Here is a 16529-nt window from a genome sequence, read left to right as displayed (position 1 = left end):
GCAGGCACAGCTGCTGACTTACCCGGACAAACTGGGTTCAGACGCACCGTTCCAGCTGCTGGAAACCACTCCGGCCTTCGTTTATCAGGCGCAGAGCGGCTTAACCGGCCGTAACGGTCCGGATAACCCGAACAACGGCGCACGTCCGCTGTATACCGCTTCCCAGGATCACTTCGAGATGGCCGATGGCCAGACCGAGCTGCGCGTGCCGCTGAGCTGGACCGGTGAGAACGGCGTGGTTTACACCAAAACCTTCGTGTTCAAACGTGGCGAATTCGCGGTTAACGTCGACTACAACATCAATAACGCCTCGCAGCAGCCGCTGGAAGTGGCGATGTTTGGTCAGCTGAAGCAGACGATCGATCTGCCGAAGCATCGCGATACCGGCAGCAATAACTTTGCGCTGCACACTTTCCGTGGTGCCGCTTACTCGACCAGCGATGCGAAGTATGAAAAATACAAATTCGATACCATCGCCGATAACGAGAACCTGAACACCACCACCAGCAACGGCTGGGTGGCGATGCTGCAGCAGTACTTTGCGACCGCATGGGTGCCGCGCACTCAGGGTAACAATACGCTGTACACCAGCAATCTCGGCAATGGTGTGGCGGCAATCGGCTATAAGTCGGCGCCTGTGACCATCGCCGCCGGCGCGCAGCAGGATCTCGGTGCCACTCTGTGGGTCGGTCCGGAAATCCAGGACAAAATGGCCGCTATCGCGCCGCACCTCGATCTGACCGTGGATTACGGCTGGCTGTGGTTCATCTCTCAGCCGCTGTTTAAGCTGCTGAAATTCCTGCACAGCTTTATCGGTAACTGGGGCTTCTCCATTATCGTTATCACCTTCATCGTGCGTGGCATCATGTACCCGCTGACCAAAGCGCAGTACACCTCGATGGCCAAGATGCGTATGCTGCAGCCGAAGATTCAGGCCATGCGTGAGCGTCTGGGTGATGATAAGCAGAAGCAGAGCCAGGAGATGATGGCGCTGTATAAGGCGGAGAAAGTGAACCCGCTGGGCGGCTGTCTGCCACTGGTTATCCAGATGCCAATCTTCCTGGCGCTGTACTACATGCTGTCCGGTTCCGTTGAACTGCGTCATGCTCCGTTTGTACTGTGGATCCATGACCTGTCCGCGCAGGACCCGTACTATATTCTGCCGGTCATCATGGGTATCACCATGTTCTTCATTCAGAAGATGTCACCGACCACCGTGACCGATCCGATGCAGCAGAAGATCATGACTTACATGCCGGTTATCTTTACCGTGTTCTTCCTGTGGTTCCCGTCAGGTCTGGTGCTGTACTACATCGTCAGCAACCTGGTAACCATTCTCCAGCAGCAGCTGATTTATCGCGGGCTGGAAAAGCGTGGTTTACACAGCCGCGACAAGAAGAAAGCGTAACGCCCGGCAACGCTGAGCAGGACGCAACATCTCCAGGGGCGGCATTTATGCCGCCCTGTTTTTTTTTGGAAGAAGGTACTTATGAGCCACAGTGACACTATTGTTGCCCAGGCGACGCCTCCCGGCCGTGGTGGCGTCGGTATTCTGCGTATTTCCGGTGGCAAAGCCGCTGAAGTGGCGCAGGCCGTGCTGGGCAAGCTGCCGAAGCCGCGCTACGCCGACTATCTGCCCTTTAACGATGCTGATGGCAGCGTGCTGGATAAGGGCATCGCGCTGTGGTTCCCGGGTCCGAACTCCTTCACCGGTGAAGATGTGCTGGAACTGCAGGGCCACGGCGGTCCGGTGATTCTCGATCTGCTGCTGAAGCGCATTGTGGCGCTGCCGGGTGTGCGCATTGCGCAGCCGGGCGAGTTCTCGGAACGCGCCTTTCTGAATGACAAGCTCGACCTGGCGCAGGCAGAAGCGATTGCCGATCTGATTGATGCCAGCTCCGAGCAGGCCGCCCGCTCCGCCGTCAACTCGCTGCAGGGTGCCTTTTCACTGCGCGTTAATGCGTTAGTGGAAGCACTTACTCACTTGCGCATCTATGTGGAAGCAGCGATTGATTTTCCGGATGAGGAGATCGACTTCCTTTCCGACGGCAAAATCGAAGCGCAGCTGAATGCGGTGATCGGCGATCTCAACGGCGTGCGCGCCGAAGCGCGTCAGGGCAGCCTGCTGCGTGAAGGGATGAAAGTGGTGATTGCCGGTCGTCCCAACGCCGGGAAATCGAGCCTGCTCAACGCACTGGCCGGACGCGAAGCAGCGATCGTCACGGATATCGCTGGCACCACGCGTGACGTGCTGCGCGAGCACATCCACATCGACGGCATGCCGCTGCACATCATCGATACCGCCGGTTTGCGTGAAGCCAGCGACGAAGTGGAACGTATCGGCATTGAACGCGCCTGGCAGGAGATTGAGCAGGCGGATCGCGTCCTGTTCATGGTGGATGGCACCACCACTGACGCCACTGAAGCCGCCGCCATCTGGCCTGATTTCGTGGCGCGCTTACCGGCTGCGTTGCCGATTACCGTGGTACGTAATAAAGCGGACATGACCGGTGAAACGCTGGGCCTGACAGAAGTAAATGGCCACTCACTTATTCGCCTGTCGGCGCGCACCGGCGCTGGCGTCGATACGCTGCGTGAGCATCTGAAACAGAGCATGGGCTTCGCCGGCAATATGGAAGGCGGCTTCCTCGCGCGTCGCCGCCATCTGCAGGCGCTGGAGTTAGCAGCCACTCACTTACAGCAGGGCAAAGAGCAGCTGCTGGGAGCCTGGGCGGGCGAACTGCTGGCCGAAGAGCTGCGGCTGGCGCAGCAGGCGCTGAGCGAAATCACCGGCGAGTTTACCTCCGACGACCTGCTGGGCCGGATTTTCTCCAGCTTTTGTATTGGTAAGTAAAACAAACCTTTATATTAATGGCTGGCGGCGTCTCTACCGTTCGTCAGCTACTCCACGCTGTTCTTCCCGGTATTAACCCGCGTTAACCCCCAGTTCACTACCGCCAGTTGCGCGTGAAGCCGGGATTACCTGTGATAGCGGGTAAACCTTGATTCACACGCAATAGCGTGTAATGGTATCACGGTTGCCAGACTGGAGCGCCGCTATGAAAATCACCAGCGCCAAACAATTAAGTTCTTATCTCAAAGATAAAAGACTCACAGAGTCACTCTCGCAAGCGAAAGTCGCCAGCAAAATTGGGATTCGTCAGGATACCGTCTCGAGCTTTGAGCTACAGCCAGAAACCACCCGACTGGACACGCTGTTTCGTATTCTCGCTGCTCTGGATCTGGAAATGGAGATAAAACCCCGTGGTTTGCCATCGGCCAAACAGGACCCGGACGGCTGGAAGGAGGAGTGGTGATGACAGAACTGGATGTCTACATGAACGGCTATCGGACAGGCGTTTTCAGCAGGGCAGCAACCGGTGCACACACCTTCAGATATTATGAGAGCTGGCTGAATCAGCCGGGTAGCCGACCGATATCCCTCTCCATGCCTTTGCGCCACCAGCCTTACAAGGGCGCGGAGGTCTATAACTTTTTTGATAACCTGCTGCCTGATAACCCTGAAATTCGCGCACGTATTCTGTCTCGCTATCAGGCCAGCTCCACCCAGCCCTTTGACTTACTCGCAAAGGTCGGCAGCGACACCATTGGTGCGCTGCAATTGTTACCGCCTGACAGTAAACCGCACACTGTCCGAACGATCGATTACCGCAGGTTAAGCGATAGCGAACTGGAAAAAATCCTTTCAGGCTATCAGTCAGGCGCACCGCTTGGCATGCTGGAAGAGCTAACGGATTTTCGTATTTCACTGGCTGGCGCGCAGGAGAAAACGGCGCTGTTACGCATCGATCAACAGTGGTGCCTGCCGCAGGGCAATACGCCCACCACCCACATTTTAAAATTGCCGATTGGCAATATTCAGAGCCATTCACATCGCATCGATCTTTCAGATAGTGTGGAGAATGAGTGGCTTTGTACGCTGATTGCCAGAGAATTTGGCCTGAAAGTTCCCCCCTGCTTTATCGTAAACACCGGGAAAATTAAAGCACTGGCCGTGGAGCGGTTTGATCGGCGTTATGCGTCGGATGGACAGTGGATCATGCGGTTACCCCAGGAAGATTTTTGTCAGGTGCTGAATGTACCCGCGGCAGGAAAATATGAAAGCCACGGCGGCCCGGGCATCTCTGCGATTATGGATTATCTCCTGAACTCAGTTAATGCAGAACAGGATCGATATGATTTCATGAAAGCTCAGGTCCTGTTTTGGCTGCTGGCGGCCACAGATGGCCATGCCAAAAACTTTTCTATTTTTATCGAAGCGGAAGGACGTTTTCGCCTGACGCCGTTTTACGACATTCTTTCCATTTATCCCGTGATTGGCGGTGCGGGATTACACATTCGTGATGCAAAGCTGGCAATGGGACTGAACGGGAGCAAAGGCCGGAAAGCCGCCATCGAACACATTTTTCCCCGCCATTTTATGGAAACCGCAAAAACGACAAAATTTGCCCTGACGGCGATGGTACATATCCTCGATGAGTTCAGAGCCAGGACGCCAGAAGTGATCCAACGCGTGCAGGAGCAAATCCCTGCAGCCTTCCCGTTACGCGTGAGCCAGACCATCCTCAATGGCTTTAAGGCGCGGGCCGCGCGTCTGCAGCAGTAAACGTTCAACGGTTGTCATGCGTGTTTGTTATTTGGCGCGCCCTCGCCTTTGTCGTATAACGGTTGAGGGTCGCCGCGTAAACGCAGCGGCCACATCCATTATTCATGCTAAAAATCAGGCGCAGGTTGTTGCCTGAACAGGAGAGAAACATGAGTACACCGCTCGACAGCGTGGCGCTGAACGCGCTGTTTACTGAAGCCCGCACCCATAGCTACTGGCAGGATAAACCGATTTCGCAGGAGGTGCTGAAGCAGCTCTATGCGCTGACGGCGCTGGGGCCGACCTCAGCCAACTGCTCGCCGGGCCGCTTTGTGTTCGTGACGTCTCAGGAAGGTAAAGAGAAGCTGAAACCGGCGCTCTCCTCAGGCAATGTGGATAAGACCATGGCGGCACCGGTGACGGTGATTGTGGCGTGGGATCCGACCTTTTATGAAGCACTGCCAAAACTGTTCCCGCATGGCGATGCACGCAGCTGGTTTACCAGCAGCCCGGATTTGGCCAAAGAGACCGCGTTTCGCAACAGCAGCCTGCAGGCGGGCTATCTGATTCTGGCGGCCCGCTCGCTGGGACTCGATGCCGGCCCGATGTCCGGTTTTGATCCGGCTAAAGTTAACGCCGCGTTCTTCAGCGAAAATAACTGGCAGGTCAACTTACTGATCAACCTCGGCTATGGCGAAGCCAGCAAACTGCATCCGCGCCTGCCGCGTCTGAGCTTTGACGAAGCCAGCAAATTTGCCTGATACGTTAAGCAGCGCAGCCGCACGACGCGCTGCGCCATGACTTAGCCCAGCGAGTGAAAACCGCTGTTGAAGTAGACCATCGGCGCTGTCGCTTCGCCCGGCAGCGCAATACCAACGATACGCGCCAGCAGCACGCTGTGGGTGTTCCACTCCACCGTTTTTTCCAGCTGACAATCGAAGCTCACCAGCGCATCAGCCAGCACGGGCGCGCCCGTATTAAGGGTTTGCCATTCACCACTCTGGAAACGCTCAGCGCGGCGCGTCGGCGAGCTGAACTGCGCGCACAGGTCATCGTGCTGCTCGCGCAGAACGTTCACGGCAAAGTAGCCCGCCTGCAGAATGGCATCGTGGCTTGATGCGCTGCGGTTAACGCAGACCAGCAGGCTGGGCGGTTCCGCCGCCAGTGAACTGACCGAGGTGGCGATCAGCCCGAACTTTTCCCCGCTGGATGAGGTGGTCACCAGCGAGACACCGGCAGTGAGACGGCGCATGCCGTGACGAAATTCATCCAGCGAGATCGATTCCTGGCGAGCAAGAGAGGTAACAGACATAACAACTCCGACGTGCATGGTTTGCGATGCGCACGATTGGCAGATAGGTGAATAATTTAAGCACTTCATTGTGCAGCTCTTTCCTGTCCAAATCCTACACCACATCCGCCGCTTCGGCACCCCATCCGACACCAATGTGCAAAAGCCTCATATTAAATTGCAGCTCATGGCAATGAGATTCGCCTCGTCCTTATCTGAATTTACTGGCTATCCAGCGTAAGCCGGATGCAAACCCATGAGAAAATTCTTACAATAGCCCTGATGATTATCCGACCATTTTCACGGAGCGACAGATGGCTAGTCATTTTGTTCGTTGGGTGGTTAACCCGCCCCTCACCCCAGAGACCATGCGGGTTCCACAGGATGTGATGACCAGCGCCGGGCACCTGCCTGATAAGCGCCGCGGCCGCTTTCTTGCCGCACGCGCGCTGCTGGCCCAGCTGATGCTGCGCGTCTATGGTATTCGTGACCTGCCACCGCTGATCGCCAGTAGCAGCGGTCGTCCCTGCTTTGCCGATCCTAATCTGCCTGACTTCAGTATCTCCTATGCCGGTAACATGGTCGGCGTGCTGCTGGCGGAAGAAGGCGGGCGCGCTGGCCTGGATATGGAAATCGTTCGGGCGCATAGCCGTCAGGCGCAGGATGCGCTCACGCACGGGCTGTCATCGGGTGAAAAGGCGTGGATTAACGCCCAGCAGGATTTTATGGAAGCGGTGACGCAGATCTGGACGCTACGCCAGAGCATCCTCAAACTGACCGGCGAAGCCAACAGCGGTATTGATGCGCTGCGGCTGCATCCGGCGGCCGGCCGGCTGCGATCCAGCGTCTATCCCGATATTCAGGCGGTGTGTGATGCCGAGCCGACGCTGGTGTGGTCCTGCGCGCTGTCGCCCGGCACTGAGCGTTTACGGCTGTGGGAGATTGATGCGCAGCAGCAGTGGCAGTCGCTGCGCGATGTGGAGATGAGCAAACCCAACATCGGGCCGCGCACCCTGCGCCTCACCAGTCTGCCCGGCGAGCGTGTCGCCAGTCAGCCGGAAGTCAGGCATCCCGGATAACCAGGCCGCACCCGCGGCCTGTTGCGTTTAGTGCGCGTCGATAAAAGCGATTTTCAGCACAAACAGCAGCGCCACCACCACCACGCACGGGCTGATTTCACGCCAGCGTCCGGTACCGAGTTTCATCACGCAGTAGGAGATAAAACCGAGCGCAATACCTTCGGTGATCGAGAAGCTGAACGGCATCATCGCCGCCGTGACAAACGCCGGCACCGCTTCGGTGAGATCGTCCCAGCGCACGCGCGCCAGCGAAGCCGTCATCAGTACGCCGACATAAATCAGCGCGCCGGCCGCCGCATAGGCTGGCACCATGGCTGCCAGCGGCGACAGGAACATCACCAGCAGGAACAGGATACCGGTCACTACCGCCATCAGGCCGGTACGGCCACCAATCGCCACGCCGGATGAGCTTTCGATGTACGCCGTCACCGAAGAGGTGCCGATCAGCGAACCGGTGACGGAGCTGATGCTATCCACGTACAGCGCCTGTTTCATGCGCGGAAAAGTACCTTTCTCATCGGTCAGGCCCGCTTTATCGGTTACGCCAATCAGCGTACCGGATGAGTCAAACAGATTGACCAGCATGAAGGCGAAGATCACGCCAGCCATGCTCACGTTGAACGCGCCTTTGATATCGACCTGGCCGACCACAGAGGTGATGGCCGGCGGCGTGGCGAACAGCCCGGTAAACTTCACGTCGCCCAGCAGCAGACCGATCGCGGTGGTCACGACGATAGAGACCAGCACCGCCGCGTGGATGTTGCGCGACGCCAGAATCGCAATGATAAAGAAGCCGAGCGCGCCGAGCAGCACGTTGTGCGAGGCCAGGTTGCCGACGGTCACGATGGTGTCCGCGTTGGGCACAATAATGCCGGCGTTTTTCAGCCCCATCATGGCGATGAACAGACCAATACCGGCGGTGATGCCCACGCGCAGGCTGAGCGGAATATTGGCGATCATCCAGTAGCGTACGCGCAGCAGCGTCAGGATCAGCAGCCCCAGCGCGCCCCAGAAGATCGCGCCCATACCAACCTGCCACGAGTAGCCCATCGCACCCACCACCACAAAGGCAAAGAAGGCGTTGAGGCCCATGGCCGGTGCCAGCGCCACCGGCAGATTGGCGACCAGCCCCATCAGGATGCTGCCGAACGCAGCAATCACGCAGGTGGTAACAAACACCGCCTGGGTGTCCATGCCTGCGGCACCAAGAATCTGCGGGTTAACGAAGACGATGTACACCATCGTCAGGAAAGTAGTGAAACCGGCAATCACTTCGGTGCGCGCGGTGGTTCCGTGTTCCTGCAGCCTGAAAATACGCTGCAAAAGGCCCTGCTCGTTCATTTCGCTGTTCCGATGAAAAATTTATCGCCGCGTATCCTATAGACTTTAGCGCCGCAAAACACTGATTTTTCGCAACCGGTTGCCTGGGGTCGCTTTCTGCGCTGGGTGCGCTAGAGTGACAGCTTATTGTTTACTAAAAGGATGAGGCGCGATGTCAGTTGAATGTATCTTTTTTGATTGCGACGGCACGCTGGTCGACAGCGAAGTGATCTGCACGCAGTCCTACGTCAACACCTTTGCCCGTTACGGTATCGAACTCTCGCTGCAGCAGATGTTTGAGCAGTACAAAGGGGTGAAGCTTTACGACATCATCCGCGATGTGACGGCGCAGCATCAGGTGACGCTGCCGCTGGCTGAGGTGGAGAGTGCCTACCGCGCGGAAGTAGCGCGCCTGTTTGATCTTGATCTGCAGCCGATTACCGGCGCCAGAGCGCTGGTGGAGCGCGTGAAGGTGCCGATGTGCGTGGTGTCGAACGGTACGGTGAAGAAGATGGAGCATTCGCTGGGGCTGACCGGCATGCTGCCGTATCTGAGCGGACGCCTGTACAGTGGCTATGACATTAATCACTGGAAGCCGGATCCGGAGCTGATGTATCACGCGGCGGAACAGATGCAGGTGCCGATTGAAAAGTGCATTCTGGTGGATGATTCAGAGGCTGGCGCGCGGGCTGGCATCGCCGCTGGCATACCGGTGTTTTACTATTGTGCCGATGCACACAATCCGGTGATTGATCACCCGCTGGTGACGCGTTTTGACGATATGGCGCAGCTGCCAGCGCTGTGGCGTGCACGTGGCTGGGATTTGGTCAGGTAAGTGCGCGCAGCCCCCTCATCCCAGCCTTCTCCCGCCAGCGGGAGAAGGGGCCGATCGAGCGGGGTTGAACAAAAGTGCCCACCCACATACCGCACCAGACAGTTCCCTCTCCCGTTTGCCGAAGAAGGGGCCGATCGGGCGGGGCTGAACAAAAGTGCCCACCCACATACCGCACCAGACGGTTCCCTCTCCCGTTTGCGGGAGAGGGTTAGGGTGAGGGGAAAAAATCACCCAATCGCGCCCAGCGAATCCTCATTGCCCTGGCTTTTTGGCAGCAGGAATAGCGTGGCGACAATATCCAGCAGGTAAATCAGCGCCAGCAGCGTAATCGCAGCGGTGAACGAAATATGCGTGGCCAGCATGCCGATCACCAGCGGACCGAAACCGCCGACGCCGCGGCCGAGGTTGAACAGCACATTCTGCGCGGTGGCGCGCGCCTGCGGTGGGAAAGTGTCCGAGATTAGCGCGCCGTAACCACCAATCATGCCGTTAACAAACATCCCCATGATGGCACCGGTAAACAGCATCACCGTCGGGTCGCGCAGCTGGGCGTAAACCACCACCATCGCCACGGCACCAAACTGGTACAGCAGGAAAATCTTCCAGCGCGCAAAGCGGTCCGCCAGTACGCCGAACAGCCAGATGCCGAACGTCATGCCCACCACCGTAACGGCCGTCCACAGGCCGGATTTGGTCAGGCTGAAGCCGAAGCTGGAAGAGAGATAGCTTGGCATCCAGATCATCAGGCCGTAATAGCCAAAATTCTGCACTGAACAAAGAATCAGAATGCCGAGGCTGGCTTTGCTGGTGGCGCGATCGGCAAACAGCAGTTTAATGCGCGCGGAAAAGGAGAGCTGCGGGGTTTTTTCCACATGGCGGGTGAAGGCTTCCGGCTCGCCCATGCTGCGGCGAATCACAAACGACACCAGCGCCGGCAGCAGGCCAACCAGGAACATACCGCGCCAGCCAATCACGCTCAGCAGCGGCGGCGTGATAAAGGCCGCCAGCAATACGCCGAGCTGCCAGCCGATACCCACCCACGCCGAGGCGCGGTTACGCTTCTCCTTCGGCCAGGCTTCGGCAATCAGCGCCATGCCGATGCCAAACTCACCGCCCAGCCCCATGCCGGCCAGCGTACGATACGCCAGCAGATCCCAGTAGCCCTGCGCCACGGCGCACAGCCCGGTGAACAGCGAGAACATCAGGATCGTCACGGTCAGGATGCGGATGCGGCCGTAGCGATCGCTCAGATGACCAAACACAATGCCGCCGACCACCGCGCCGATCAGCGTCCAGGTCACCAGCGAACCGGCCTGCGACGCATCCAGCGCCAGCGACACGCTGATCGCCGGCAGCATAAAGCCCAGAATCAGCAGATCAAATCCATCCATGGCATAGCCGCTGACGGCAGCCACCATCGCTTTCGCCGGCGTAACGGCGGTTTTGTTGTTATTTGCAGAGGACATAAAACAGCACCTGGCAGAAAAATGTGCGCCAAGTATAAAGAGAGCGGCAGGTTGAGAACAGGCAGAAATCAAGCGCACTGCCTGTCAGCCTCAGCGCTAACAGGCAGTCATCACGTCAATCAGGAGGGTTTATTGCTGCCGTCGTCGCCCGACAGCAGTTCATCCAGCTTGTCACCGCCAACGTGACGGAAATCCTGACCTTTCACGAAATAGAAGATAATTTCGCAGATGTTCTGGCAGCGGTCACCGATGCGCTCGATGGCGCGCGCGCAGAACAGCGCGGTGAGCACGCTGGGAATGGTGCGCGGATCTTCCATCATGTAGGTCATCAGCTGGCGCACAATACCTTCGTACTCTTTATCCACCTTTTTGTCTTCGCGGTAGATCTTGATGGCTTCGTTGAGATCCATGCGCGCGAAGGCATCCAGCACATCGTGCAGCATTTGCACGGTGTGATGCCCGAGCGACTCGAGGCTCACCAGCAGCGGCAGATGCTGCTGACCGAACTTCTCCAGCGCGGTACGGCTGATCTTCTCCGCCACGTCGCCGATGCGTTCCAGCTCCGAAATGGTTTTGATGATCGCCATCACCAGACGCAGGTCGCTGGCGGTAGGCTGACGCTTGGCGATGATGCGCACACAGGCTTCATCGATCTCCACTTCCATCATGTTGACCTTCTGGTCACCATCGATCACCCGGCGCGCCAGTTCGCCATCCTGGTTATGCATCGCGGTGATGGCATCGGTAAGCTGCTGCTCCACCATGCCACCCATGATCATCACCTGAGTACGAATGTGCTCCAGCTCCGCGTTGAACTGACCGGAGATATGTTTGTTCAGATTTAAATTATCCATGTTTCTCTCCTGAATCAGCCGTAACGACCGGTGATGTAATCTTCTGTCTGCTTCTGCGCTGGCTTGGTAAACAGCGTGTCGGTGTCGCTGAACTCAATCAGCTCGCCCAGATACATAAACGCCGTGTGATCGGAACAGCGCGCCGCCTGTTGCATGTTGTGGGTCACGATGACCACGGTGTAATCCTGCTTCAGCTCGGTGATCAGCTCTTCGATGCGTCCGGTAGAGATCGGATCCAGCGCCGAACATGGCTCATCCAGCAGCAGCACTTCCGGGCGAATCGCGATGCCGCGCGCGATGCACAGGCGCTGCTGCTGACCGCCGGAGAGACTGTAACCGCTCTGGTGCAGCTTGTCTTTGGTTTCATTCCACAGCGCGGCTTTGCTCAGCGCCCACTGCACGCGCTCGTCCATATCGGCACGCGACAGCTTCTCAAACAGCCGCACGCCAAAGGCGATGTTGTCATAAATCGACATCGGAAACGGCGTCGGCTTCTGGAACACCATGCCGACGCGCGCGCGCAGCAGGGCGATATCCTGATGCGATGCCAGAATGTTGTCGCCATCCAGCAGAATTTCACCCTCAGCACGCTGCTCCGGATAGAGCGAGTACATTTTGTTGAAGGTGCGCAGCAGGGTGGATTTGCCGCAGCCCGACGGACCGATAAACGCCGTCACCTGGTTTTTGGCGATATCCAGATTAATGTTCTTCAGCGCGTGGAACTTACCGTAGTGGAAGTTCAGATTGCGCACCTGAATTTTACCGGCAGAAGGAGTTGCCATACTCATTGCTCATCTCTCATGTGCAGCGCCGCCGAAGCCGCGCCGGAAAATTAGTGTTTGCCTTTGGCGAAAATCACGCGCGCCACGATGTTCAGCAGCAGCACGCACAGCGTAATAATCAGCACACCGGCCCACGCCAGGCTCTGCCATTCGGCAAACGGGCTCATGGCGAATTTGAAGATGGTCACCGGCAGGTTGGCCAGCGGCTGCATCATGTCGGTGCTCCAGAACTGGTTCGACAGCGCGGTGAACAGCAGCGGTGCGGTTTCACCGGCAATGCGCGCAATCGCCAGCAGCACACCGGTAATGATGCCGGAGACCGAGGCTTTCAGCGTAATAGCCGAGATCATCCTCCACTTCGGCGTGCCCAGCGCATATGCCGCTTCACGCATGCTGTCCGGCACCAGCCGCAGCATATTTTCGGTGGTACGAATCACAATAGGCACCTGCAGCAGCGCCAGCGCTATCACACCGGCCCAGCCGGAGAAGTGCTGCATCTGCGCCACCACGATGGTGTACACGAACAGGCCGACCACAATTGACGGTGCGGACAGCAGGATGTCGTTAATGAAGCGAATCACTTCCGCCAGCCAGTGCTTGCGGCCATATTCTGCCAGGTAGATACCCGCCAGAATGCCCAGCGGCGTGCCAAAGAAGGTGGACCAGAAGATCAGCAGGCCGCTGCCCGCCAGGGCGTTCGCCAGACCACCGCCCGCGGTGTTGGGCGGCGGCGTGGATTCGGTAAACAGCGTCCAGCTCAGGCCATCGATCCCTTTCGTGACGGTGGTGAACAGAATCCAGATCAGCCAGAACAGGCCGAACGCCATGGTCAGCAGCGAAAGCGTCAGGGCAATTTTGTTTTTGGTGCTGCGCCACGCCTGCATTTTACGGCGTGAGGCTTCCAGCTCGGCGCGCGCCTGCATTTCAATTGCTGTCATGAACGGGCTCCTTCACTCTTCGCCAGACGCAGGATCATCAGTTTGGAGATCGCCAGAACGATAAAGGTAATCACGAACAGAATCAGGCCAAGCTCCATCAACGCCGCCACGTGCACGCCGGATTCGGCTTCGGCGAACTCGTTCGCCAGCGCCGAGGTGATACTGTTGCCGGGCATAAACAGCGATGCGCTGTCCAGCTGGTAGGTATTACCGATGATAAAGGTGACCGCCATGGTTTCGCCCAGCGCGCGGCCGAGACCCAGCATCACGCCGCCGATCACGCCGTTTTTGGTAAACGGCAGCACGATGCGCCAGATCACTTCCCAGGTGGTACAGCCGATGCCGTAGGCCGACTCTTTCATCATCACCGGCGTCTGTTCGAACACATCGCGCATCACCGAGGCGATGTAAGGGATGATCATAATGGCGAGGATCACGCCCGCCGCCAGAATGCCGATGCCGAAGGCCGGACCGGAGAACAGCGCGCCGACGATCGGGATATTTGCCAGCACCTCGCCAACCGGCGTCTGGAAATACTCCGCGAACAGCGGAGCAAAGATAAACAGGCCCCACATGCCGTACACGATGCTGGGAATGGCCGCCAGCAGCTCAATCGCGGTACCCAGCGGACGGCGCAGCCAGTTTGGCGCCAGTTCGGTCAGAAACAGGGCGATACCGAAACTCACCGGCACCGCGATGATTAAGGCAATCAGTGAGGTTACGAGGGTGCCGTAAATCGGCACCAGCGCACCAAATTCTTCGTTTGGCGCATCCCAGGTTTTGCTCCACAGAAAGGAGAAGCCAAATTTCTGGATGCTCGGCCAGGAGGAGAAAATCAGGGAGACGATAATGCCACCCAGCAGCAGTAACACAATCAGCGCGGAGAGCTTCACCAGCGCGCCGAATATCATGTCGCCTTGCTTGCCCGGTGCTTTAAACGTCGGCTTAGTGGCAGCCATAGAATTCTCGATCTCAGAGGGTAATCAGGGCGGCAACGAGGCCGCCCATCAGGCTGGCCAGCGCGGGCGCTGGCCGGGTCATACATTTACTGGTACAGCGCTTTACCGGAACTGTCTTTGATGTTGGCTTTCCAGGCAGCACGAATCTGATTCGCTACGCTCTCTGGCAGCGCTGCGTAATCCAGCGCCGTAGCCGTTTTGCTGCCGCCTTTGTACGCCCAGTCAAAGAACTTCAGCACTTCACTGCCCTTCTCCGCATTCGCCTGCTCTTTGTAGATCAGGATGAAGGTGGTTGAGGTGATCGGCCATGCGTCGTTGCCTTTCTGGAAGGTCAGATCCTGGGCGAAGGATTTGCTCCAGTCAGCGCCTTTGGCGGCGTTAGCAAAGCTGGCTTCGCTCGGTGCCACCGGCTTGCCATCAGCATCAACCAGTTTGGTGTACGTCAGGTTGTTCTGTTTGGCGTAGGCGTACTCTACGTAGCCAATCGAGCCTGGCAGACGCTGTACAAACGCGGCCACGCCGTCGTTACCTTTACCGCCCAGACCGGTTGGCCAGTTGACGGTGTTGCCTTTACCGATTTTGCTGTTCCAGGTCTCGTTCACTTTAGACAGGTAGCTGGTGAAGACGAAAGAGGTGCCGGAACCATCTGCGCGGCGCACCACGTTGATGTTGGTGTCTGGCAGCTTCACGCCCGGGTTCAGTTTGGTGATCGCCGGATCGTTCCACTTTTTGATGGTGCCGAGATAGATGTCGCCGACCGTTTTACCGTCGAGCGTCAGCTCACCAGATTTAACGCCGGGAATGTTCACCGCCAGCACCACGCCACCGATCACCGTCGGGAACTGGAACAGGCCATTTTTCTGCAGATCTTCTTCTTTCATCGGCGCATCGGACGCACCGAAATCCACGGTTTTGGCAATGATTTGCTTCACGCCACCCGAGGAACCAATACCCTGATAGTTGATTTTGCTACCGGTGGCTTGCTGATACTCTGCTGCCCACTTGGCATAAACCGGTGCCGGGAACGTCCCGCCTGCGCCTGTCAGGTCGGTGGCTGCAAAAGCAGAAACCGCGCTTACTGCGAAGGTGGCGGCGAGAATTCGGGCTACGGTGCTACGCATCAGTGTCATGTTCCCTCCAGGGGATTAAAAATCAGGCTTGACGCCGTTTTAGTAAGAGTCATTGATTGCTGCTGGAGGCAAAATAGGACAGTTTGATGACAGTGAAATGTACGAATTGTGACAGTTATATGACAACCGGGTCGGCTGGCAAATCAGAGATAATTAATGAAAACCACCGTGCTGCCGGTAAAGTTACCGGGACTGGGGGTTGTTGAGGAGAGCGTCGAAATCAGCGTGAACGGCGTCGTCACGTTAGCCCGCACTAATTGCGGTTTATTCAGGCTCCCGTCAGCCAGTGATAACAGCGTACTGATGTTGTTGCTGAGTTTGAGGATATTGATCCCACCGGCAAGCGCAAAACTGATATTCACATCACGGTTGCAGAAAAGCGAGAAGTTAACGCTGGCTTTGGCGCCATTAACGGCGGCCGGGGCCAGCGTACCATGATTAATATTCAGCGCGGCTCCGCTTACCGAACAGGATACCGGCACCACCGGAATGTTGACGCAAGGTGCCCAGGGCGCAACCATTCCGGAATAGTCAGTTACGGTCGCGGAGGCTGTCACAAAGCTGCCGCAGTATGAACTGTAATAACGGGTATCTGAGTTACGCAGAAACTTGCCACCCCGACCATTAAAACGGATAAAACGTTCAGCCACCGAGGCCAGGCTCTCGCCCTGATCGACGTAAATTTGCGGCCCGCCCGCAGCGCTGAATACGGTGCCATGCCCGATAAACCAGGCGCTGACACCGATGCCTGCTGCGCAGGTTCTCTCTGAAGAGTTACAGCGGGCATAGCCGGATATCATACCGACATCCACCACTGACCAGGTAATTTCAACCTGGCTTGCGTTGACCCAGCGAATGCCATCCACGCGCGGGGCTTCCATCGCCTGCGCTGAAAAGAACAGCAGCAGGCCAGCGAAAAAAGCCAGATAGCGGAAAACAAGCCCTGTTAGCATTGGTCTAATCCTGTGGTTGCGTCAACGCCGATCATCTACTGGTACTCAACCACCAGCGCAGCAAAAGCAGAAAAGTCACCGCTGGTTAACACCGCGGCGTTTTTTTTCACCGGTACCACCTGAATGACGGGCAGCGCAGGAAAGGTAAACGGCAGCCAGTTATTCAGTGCCAGGGCATTTTCGCCATTTTTACCGCTTAATATCTGAATCGCCAAATCACGCTGGCTGGTCGCCAGCAAAGCAGAATTAAATGCGCTTCCGGTGCCACTGATTTGTACACGCATACTCTTATCGGGATTATTGCTACAGGTTAACG

17 protein-coding genes are annotated in these 16529 nt (G+C 57.3%); 7 read left to right on the top strand and 10 right to left on the bottom strand.

All coding sequences use genetic code 11. The features are described 5' to 3' along the window. From yidC to QMM04_RS14275, 5 genes are all read left to right on the top strand, one after another. Window positions 1–1408: membrane protein insertase YidC (gene yidC, locus QMM04_RS14295; protein WP_282996400.1), on the top strand; the 1408-nt coding region annotated here is incomplete at its 5' end. Between the two features lie 81 nt (window positions 1409–1489). Next, window positions 1490–2854: a tRNA uridine-5-carboxymethylaminomethyl(34) synthesis GTPase MnmE gene (gene mnmE / locus QMM04_RS14290; protein WP_282996399.1), complete on the top strand. Its 1365-nt coding sequence runs from the start codon at window positions 1490–1492 to the stop codon at window positions 2852–2854. Window positions 2855–3059: 205 nt separating this feature from the next. Next, a complete protein-coding gene (locus tag QMM04_RS14285; protein WP_059010267.1) occupies window positions 3060–3317 on the top strand; it encodes a helix-turn-helix domain-containing protein in 258 nt (85 codons plus the stop codon). Then, window positions 3317–4627, top strand: a complete 1311-nt coding sequence (locus tag QMM04_RS14280; RefSeq protein ID WP_282996398.1) for a type II toxin-antitoxin system HipA family toxin — start codon at window positions 3317–3319, stop codon at window positions 4625–4627. Before QMM04_RS14285 ends, QMM04_RS14280 begins: the two co-directional genes overlap by 1 nt. 149 nt (window positions 4628–4776) lie before the next feature. Continuing rightward, complete coding sequence (locus tag QMM04_RS14275; protein ID WP_021506918.1) at window positions 4777–5367, top strand: malonic semialdehyde reductase; 591 nt, start codon at window positions 4777–4779, stop codon at window positions 5365–5367. A gap of 41 nt (window positions 5368–5408) precedes the next feature. On the opposite strand, the gene QMM04_RS14270 is transcribed toward QMM04_RS14275, so the two are convergent. Continuing rightward, the gene (locus QMM04_RS14270) at window positions 5409–5918 is read right to left on the bottom strand and encodes a flavin reductase family protein (protein ID WP_031279601.1); all 510 of its coding nucleotides are present in this window, start codon (window positions 5916–5918) and stop codon (window positions 5409–5411) included. Between the two features lie 293 nt (window positions 5919–6211). Between QMM04_RS14270 and QMM04_RS14265 the strand changes: the two genes are divergently transcribed. Next, a complete protein-coding gene (locus QMM04_RS14265; RefSeq protein ID WP_282996397.1) occupies window positions 6212–6976 on the top strand; it encodes a 4'-phosphopantetheinyl transferase superfamily protein in 765 nt (254 codons plus the stop codon). Between the two features lie 27 nt (window positions 6977–7003). Here QMM04_RS14265 and QMM04_RS14260 read toward each other — a convergent pair whose 3' ends face one another. Beyond that, window positions 7004–8317: an NCS2 family permease gene (locus tag QMM04_RS14260; protein WP_150361076.1), complete on the bottom strand. Its 1314-nt coding sequence runs from the start codon at window positions 8315–8317 to the stop codon at window positions 7004–7006. 151 nt (window positions 8318–8468) lie between these two features. Here QMM04_RS14260 and yieH point away from each other — a divergent pair, with 151 nt between their 5' ends. After that, window positions 8469–9131, top strand: a complete 663-nt coding sequence (gene yieH / locus QMM04_RS14255) for a 6-phosphogluconate phosphatase (RefSeq protein WP_125310373.1) — start codon at window positions 8469–8471, stop codon at window positions 9129–9131. A 227-nt stretch (window positions 9132–9358) separates the two neighbouring features. Here the strand turns inward: yieH and QMM04_RS14250 are convergent, their stop codons facing one another. The 8 genes from QMM04_RS14250 to QMM04_RS14215 all read right to left on the bottom strand — a co-directional run. Continuing rightward, entirely contained in the window at window positions 9359–10597 is a 1239-nt protein-coding gene (locus QMM04_RS14250; protein WP_136546230.1) for an MFS transporter, read from the bottom strand. A 119-nt stretch (window positions 10598–10716) separates the two neighbouring features. Further along, a complete protein-coding gene (phoU, locus tag QMM04_RS14245) occupies window positions 10717–11451 on the bottom strand; it encodes a phosphate signaling complex protein PhoU (RefSeq protein WP_021506924.1) in 735 nt (244 codons plus the stop codon). Window positions 11452–11465: 14 nt separating this feature from the next. Next, on the bottom strand, window positions 11466–12239 hold the full coding sequence (gene pstB, locus QMM04_RS14240; RefSeq protein WP_021506925.1) for a phosphate ABC transporter ATP-binding protein PstB: 774 nt from the start codon (window positions 12237–12239) through the stop codon (window positions 11466–11468). 44 nt (window positions 12240–12283) lie between these two features. Then, window positions 12284–13171, bottom strand: coding sequence for a phosphate ABC transporter permease PstA (gene pstA, locus QMM04_RS14235; protein ID WP_282996396.1), 888 nt, complete (start codon window positions 13169–13171; stop codon window positions 12284–12286). Then, complete coding sequence (gene pstC, locus QMM04_RS14230; RefSeq protein ID WP_136546232.1) at window positions 13168–14130, bottom strand: phosphate ABC transporter permease PstC; 963 nt, start codon at window positions 14128–14130, stop codon at window positions 13168–13170. Before pstC ends, pstA begins: the two co-directional genes overlap by 4 nt. Before the next feature lie 86 nt (window positions 14131–14216). Beyond that, window positions 14217–15260, bottom strand: a complete 1044-nt coding sequence (gene pstS / locus QMM04_RS14225) for a phosphate ABC transporter substrate-binding protein PstS (protein WP_021506928.1) — start codon at window positions 15258–15260, stop codon at window positions 14217–14219. A gap of 143 nt (window positions 15261–15403) precedes the next feature. Then, on the bottom strand, window positions 15404–16213 hold the full coding sequence (locus tag QMM04_RS14220; RefSeq protein ID WP_021506929.1) for a hypothetical protein: 810 nt from the start codon (window positions 16211–16213) through the stop codon (window positions 15404–15406). A gap of 35 nt (window positions 16214–16248) precedes the next feature. Beyond that, a partial coding sequence (locus tag QMM04_RS14215; RefSeq protein ID WP_349253929.1) for a fimbrial protein occupies window positions 16249–16529 on the bottom strand: 281 nt, incomplete at its 5' end.

The organism is Pantoea sp. Pa-EAmG (assembly GCF_030024295.1).
Taxonomy (GTDB): Bacteria; Pseudomonadota; Gammaproteobacteria; order Enterobacterales; family Enterobacteriaceae; genus Pantoea; species Pantoea dispersa.
This window is presented reverse-complemented; position numbering and strand designations above follow the sequence as displayed.

Bases quoted from the DNA above. Each gene is read 5' to 3' on its own strand.
- pstS (WP_021506928.1), bottom strand. From the start codon at position 15,260: ATGACACTGATGCGTAGCACCGTAGCCCGAATTCTCGCCGCCACCTTC.
- phoU (WP_021506924.1), bottom strand. From the start codon at position 11,451: ATGGATAATTTAAATCTGAACAAACATATCTCCGGTCAGTTCAACGCG.
- QMM04_RS14250 (WP_136546230.1), bottom strand. From the start codon at position 10,597: ATGTCCTCTGCAAATAACAACAAAACCGCCGTTACGCCGGCGAAAGCG.
- QMM04_RS14285 (WP_059010267.1), top strand. From the start codon at position 3,060: ATGAAAATCACCAGCGCCAAACAATTAAGTTCTTATCTCAAAGATAAA.
- QMM04_RS14275 (WP_021506918.1), top strand. From the start codon at position 4,777: ATGAGTACACCGCTCGACAGCGTGGCGCTGAACGCGCTGTTTACTGAA.
- pstB (WP_021506925.1), bottom strand. From the start codon at position 12,239: ATGAGTATGGCAACTCCTTCTGCCGGTAAAATTCAGGTGCGCAATCTG.
- pstC (WP_136546232.1), bottom strand. From the start codon at position 14,130: ATGGCTGCCACTAAGCCGACGTTTAAAGCACCGGGCAAGCAAGGCGAC.
- QMM04_RS14260 (WP_150361076.1), bottom strand. From the start codon at position 8,317: ATGAACGAGCAGGGCCTTTTGCAGCGTATTTTCAGGCTGCAGGAACAC.
- QMM04_RS14280 (WP_282996398.1), top strand. From the start codon at position 3,317: ATGACAGAACTGGATGTCTACATGAACGGCTATCGGACAGGCGTTTTC.
- pstA (WP_282996396.1), bottom strand. From the start codon at position 13,171: ATGACAGCAATTGAAATGCAGGCGCGCGCCGAGCTGGAAGCCTCACGC.
- mnmE (WP_282996399.1), top strand. From the start codon at position 1,490: ATGAGCCACAGTGACACTATTGTTGCCCAGGCGACGCCTCCCGGCCGT.
- QMM04_RS14265 (WP_282996397.1), top strand. From the start codon at position 6,212: ATGGCTAGTCATTTTGTTCGTTGGGTGGTTAACCCGCCCCTCACCCCA.
- QMM04_RS14220 (WP_021506929.1), bottom strand. From the start codon at position 16,213: ATGCTAACAGGGCTTGTTTTCCGCTATCTGGCTTTTTTCGCTGGCCTG.
- QMM04_RS14270 (WP_031279601.1), bottom strand. From the start codon at position 5,918: ATGTCTGTTACCTCTCTTGCTCGCCAGGAATCGATCTCGCTGGATGAA.
- yieH (WP_125310373.1), top strand. From the start codon at position 8,469: ATGTCAGTTGAATGTATCTTTTTTGATTGCGACGGCACGCTGGTCGAC.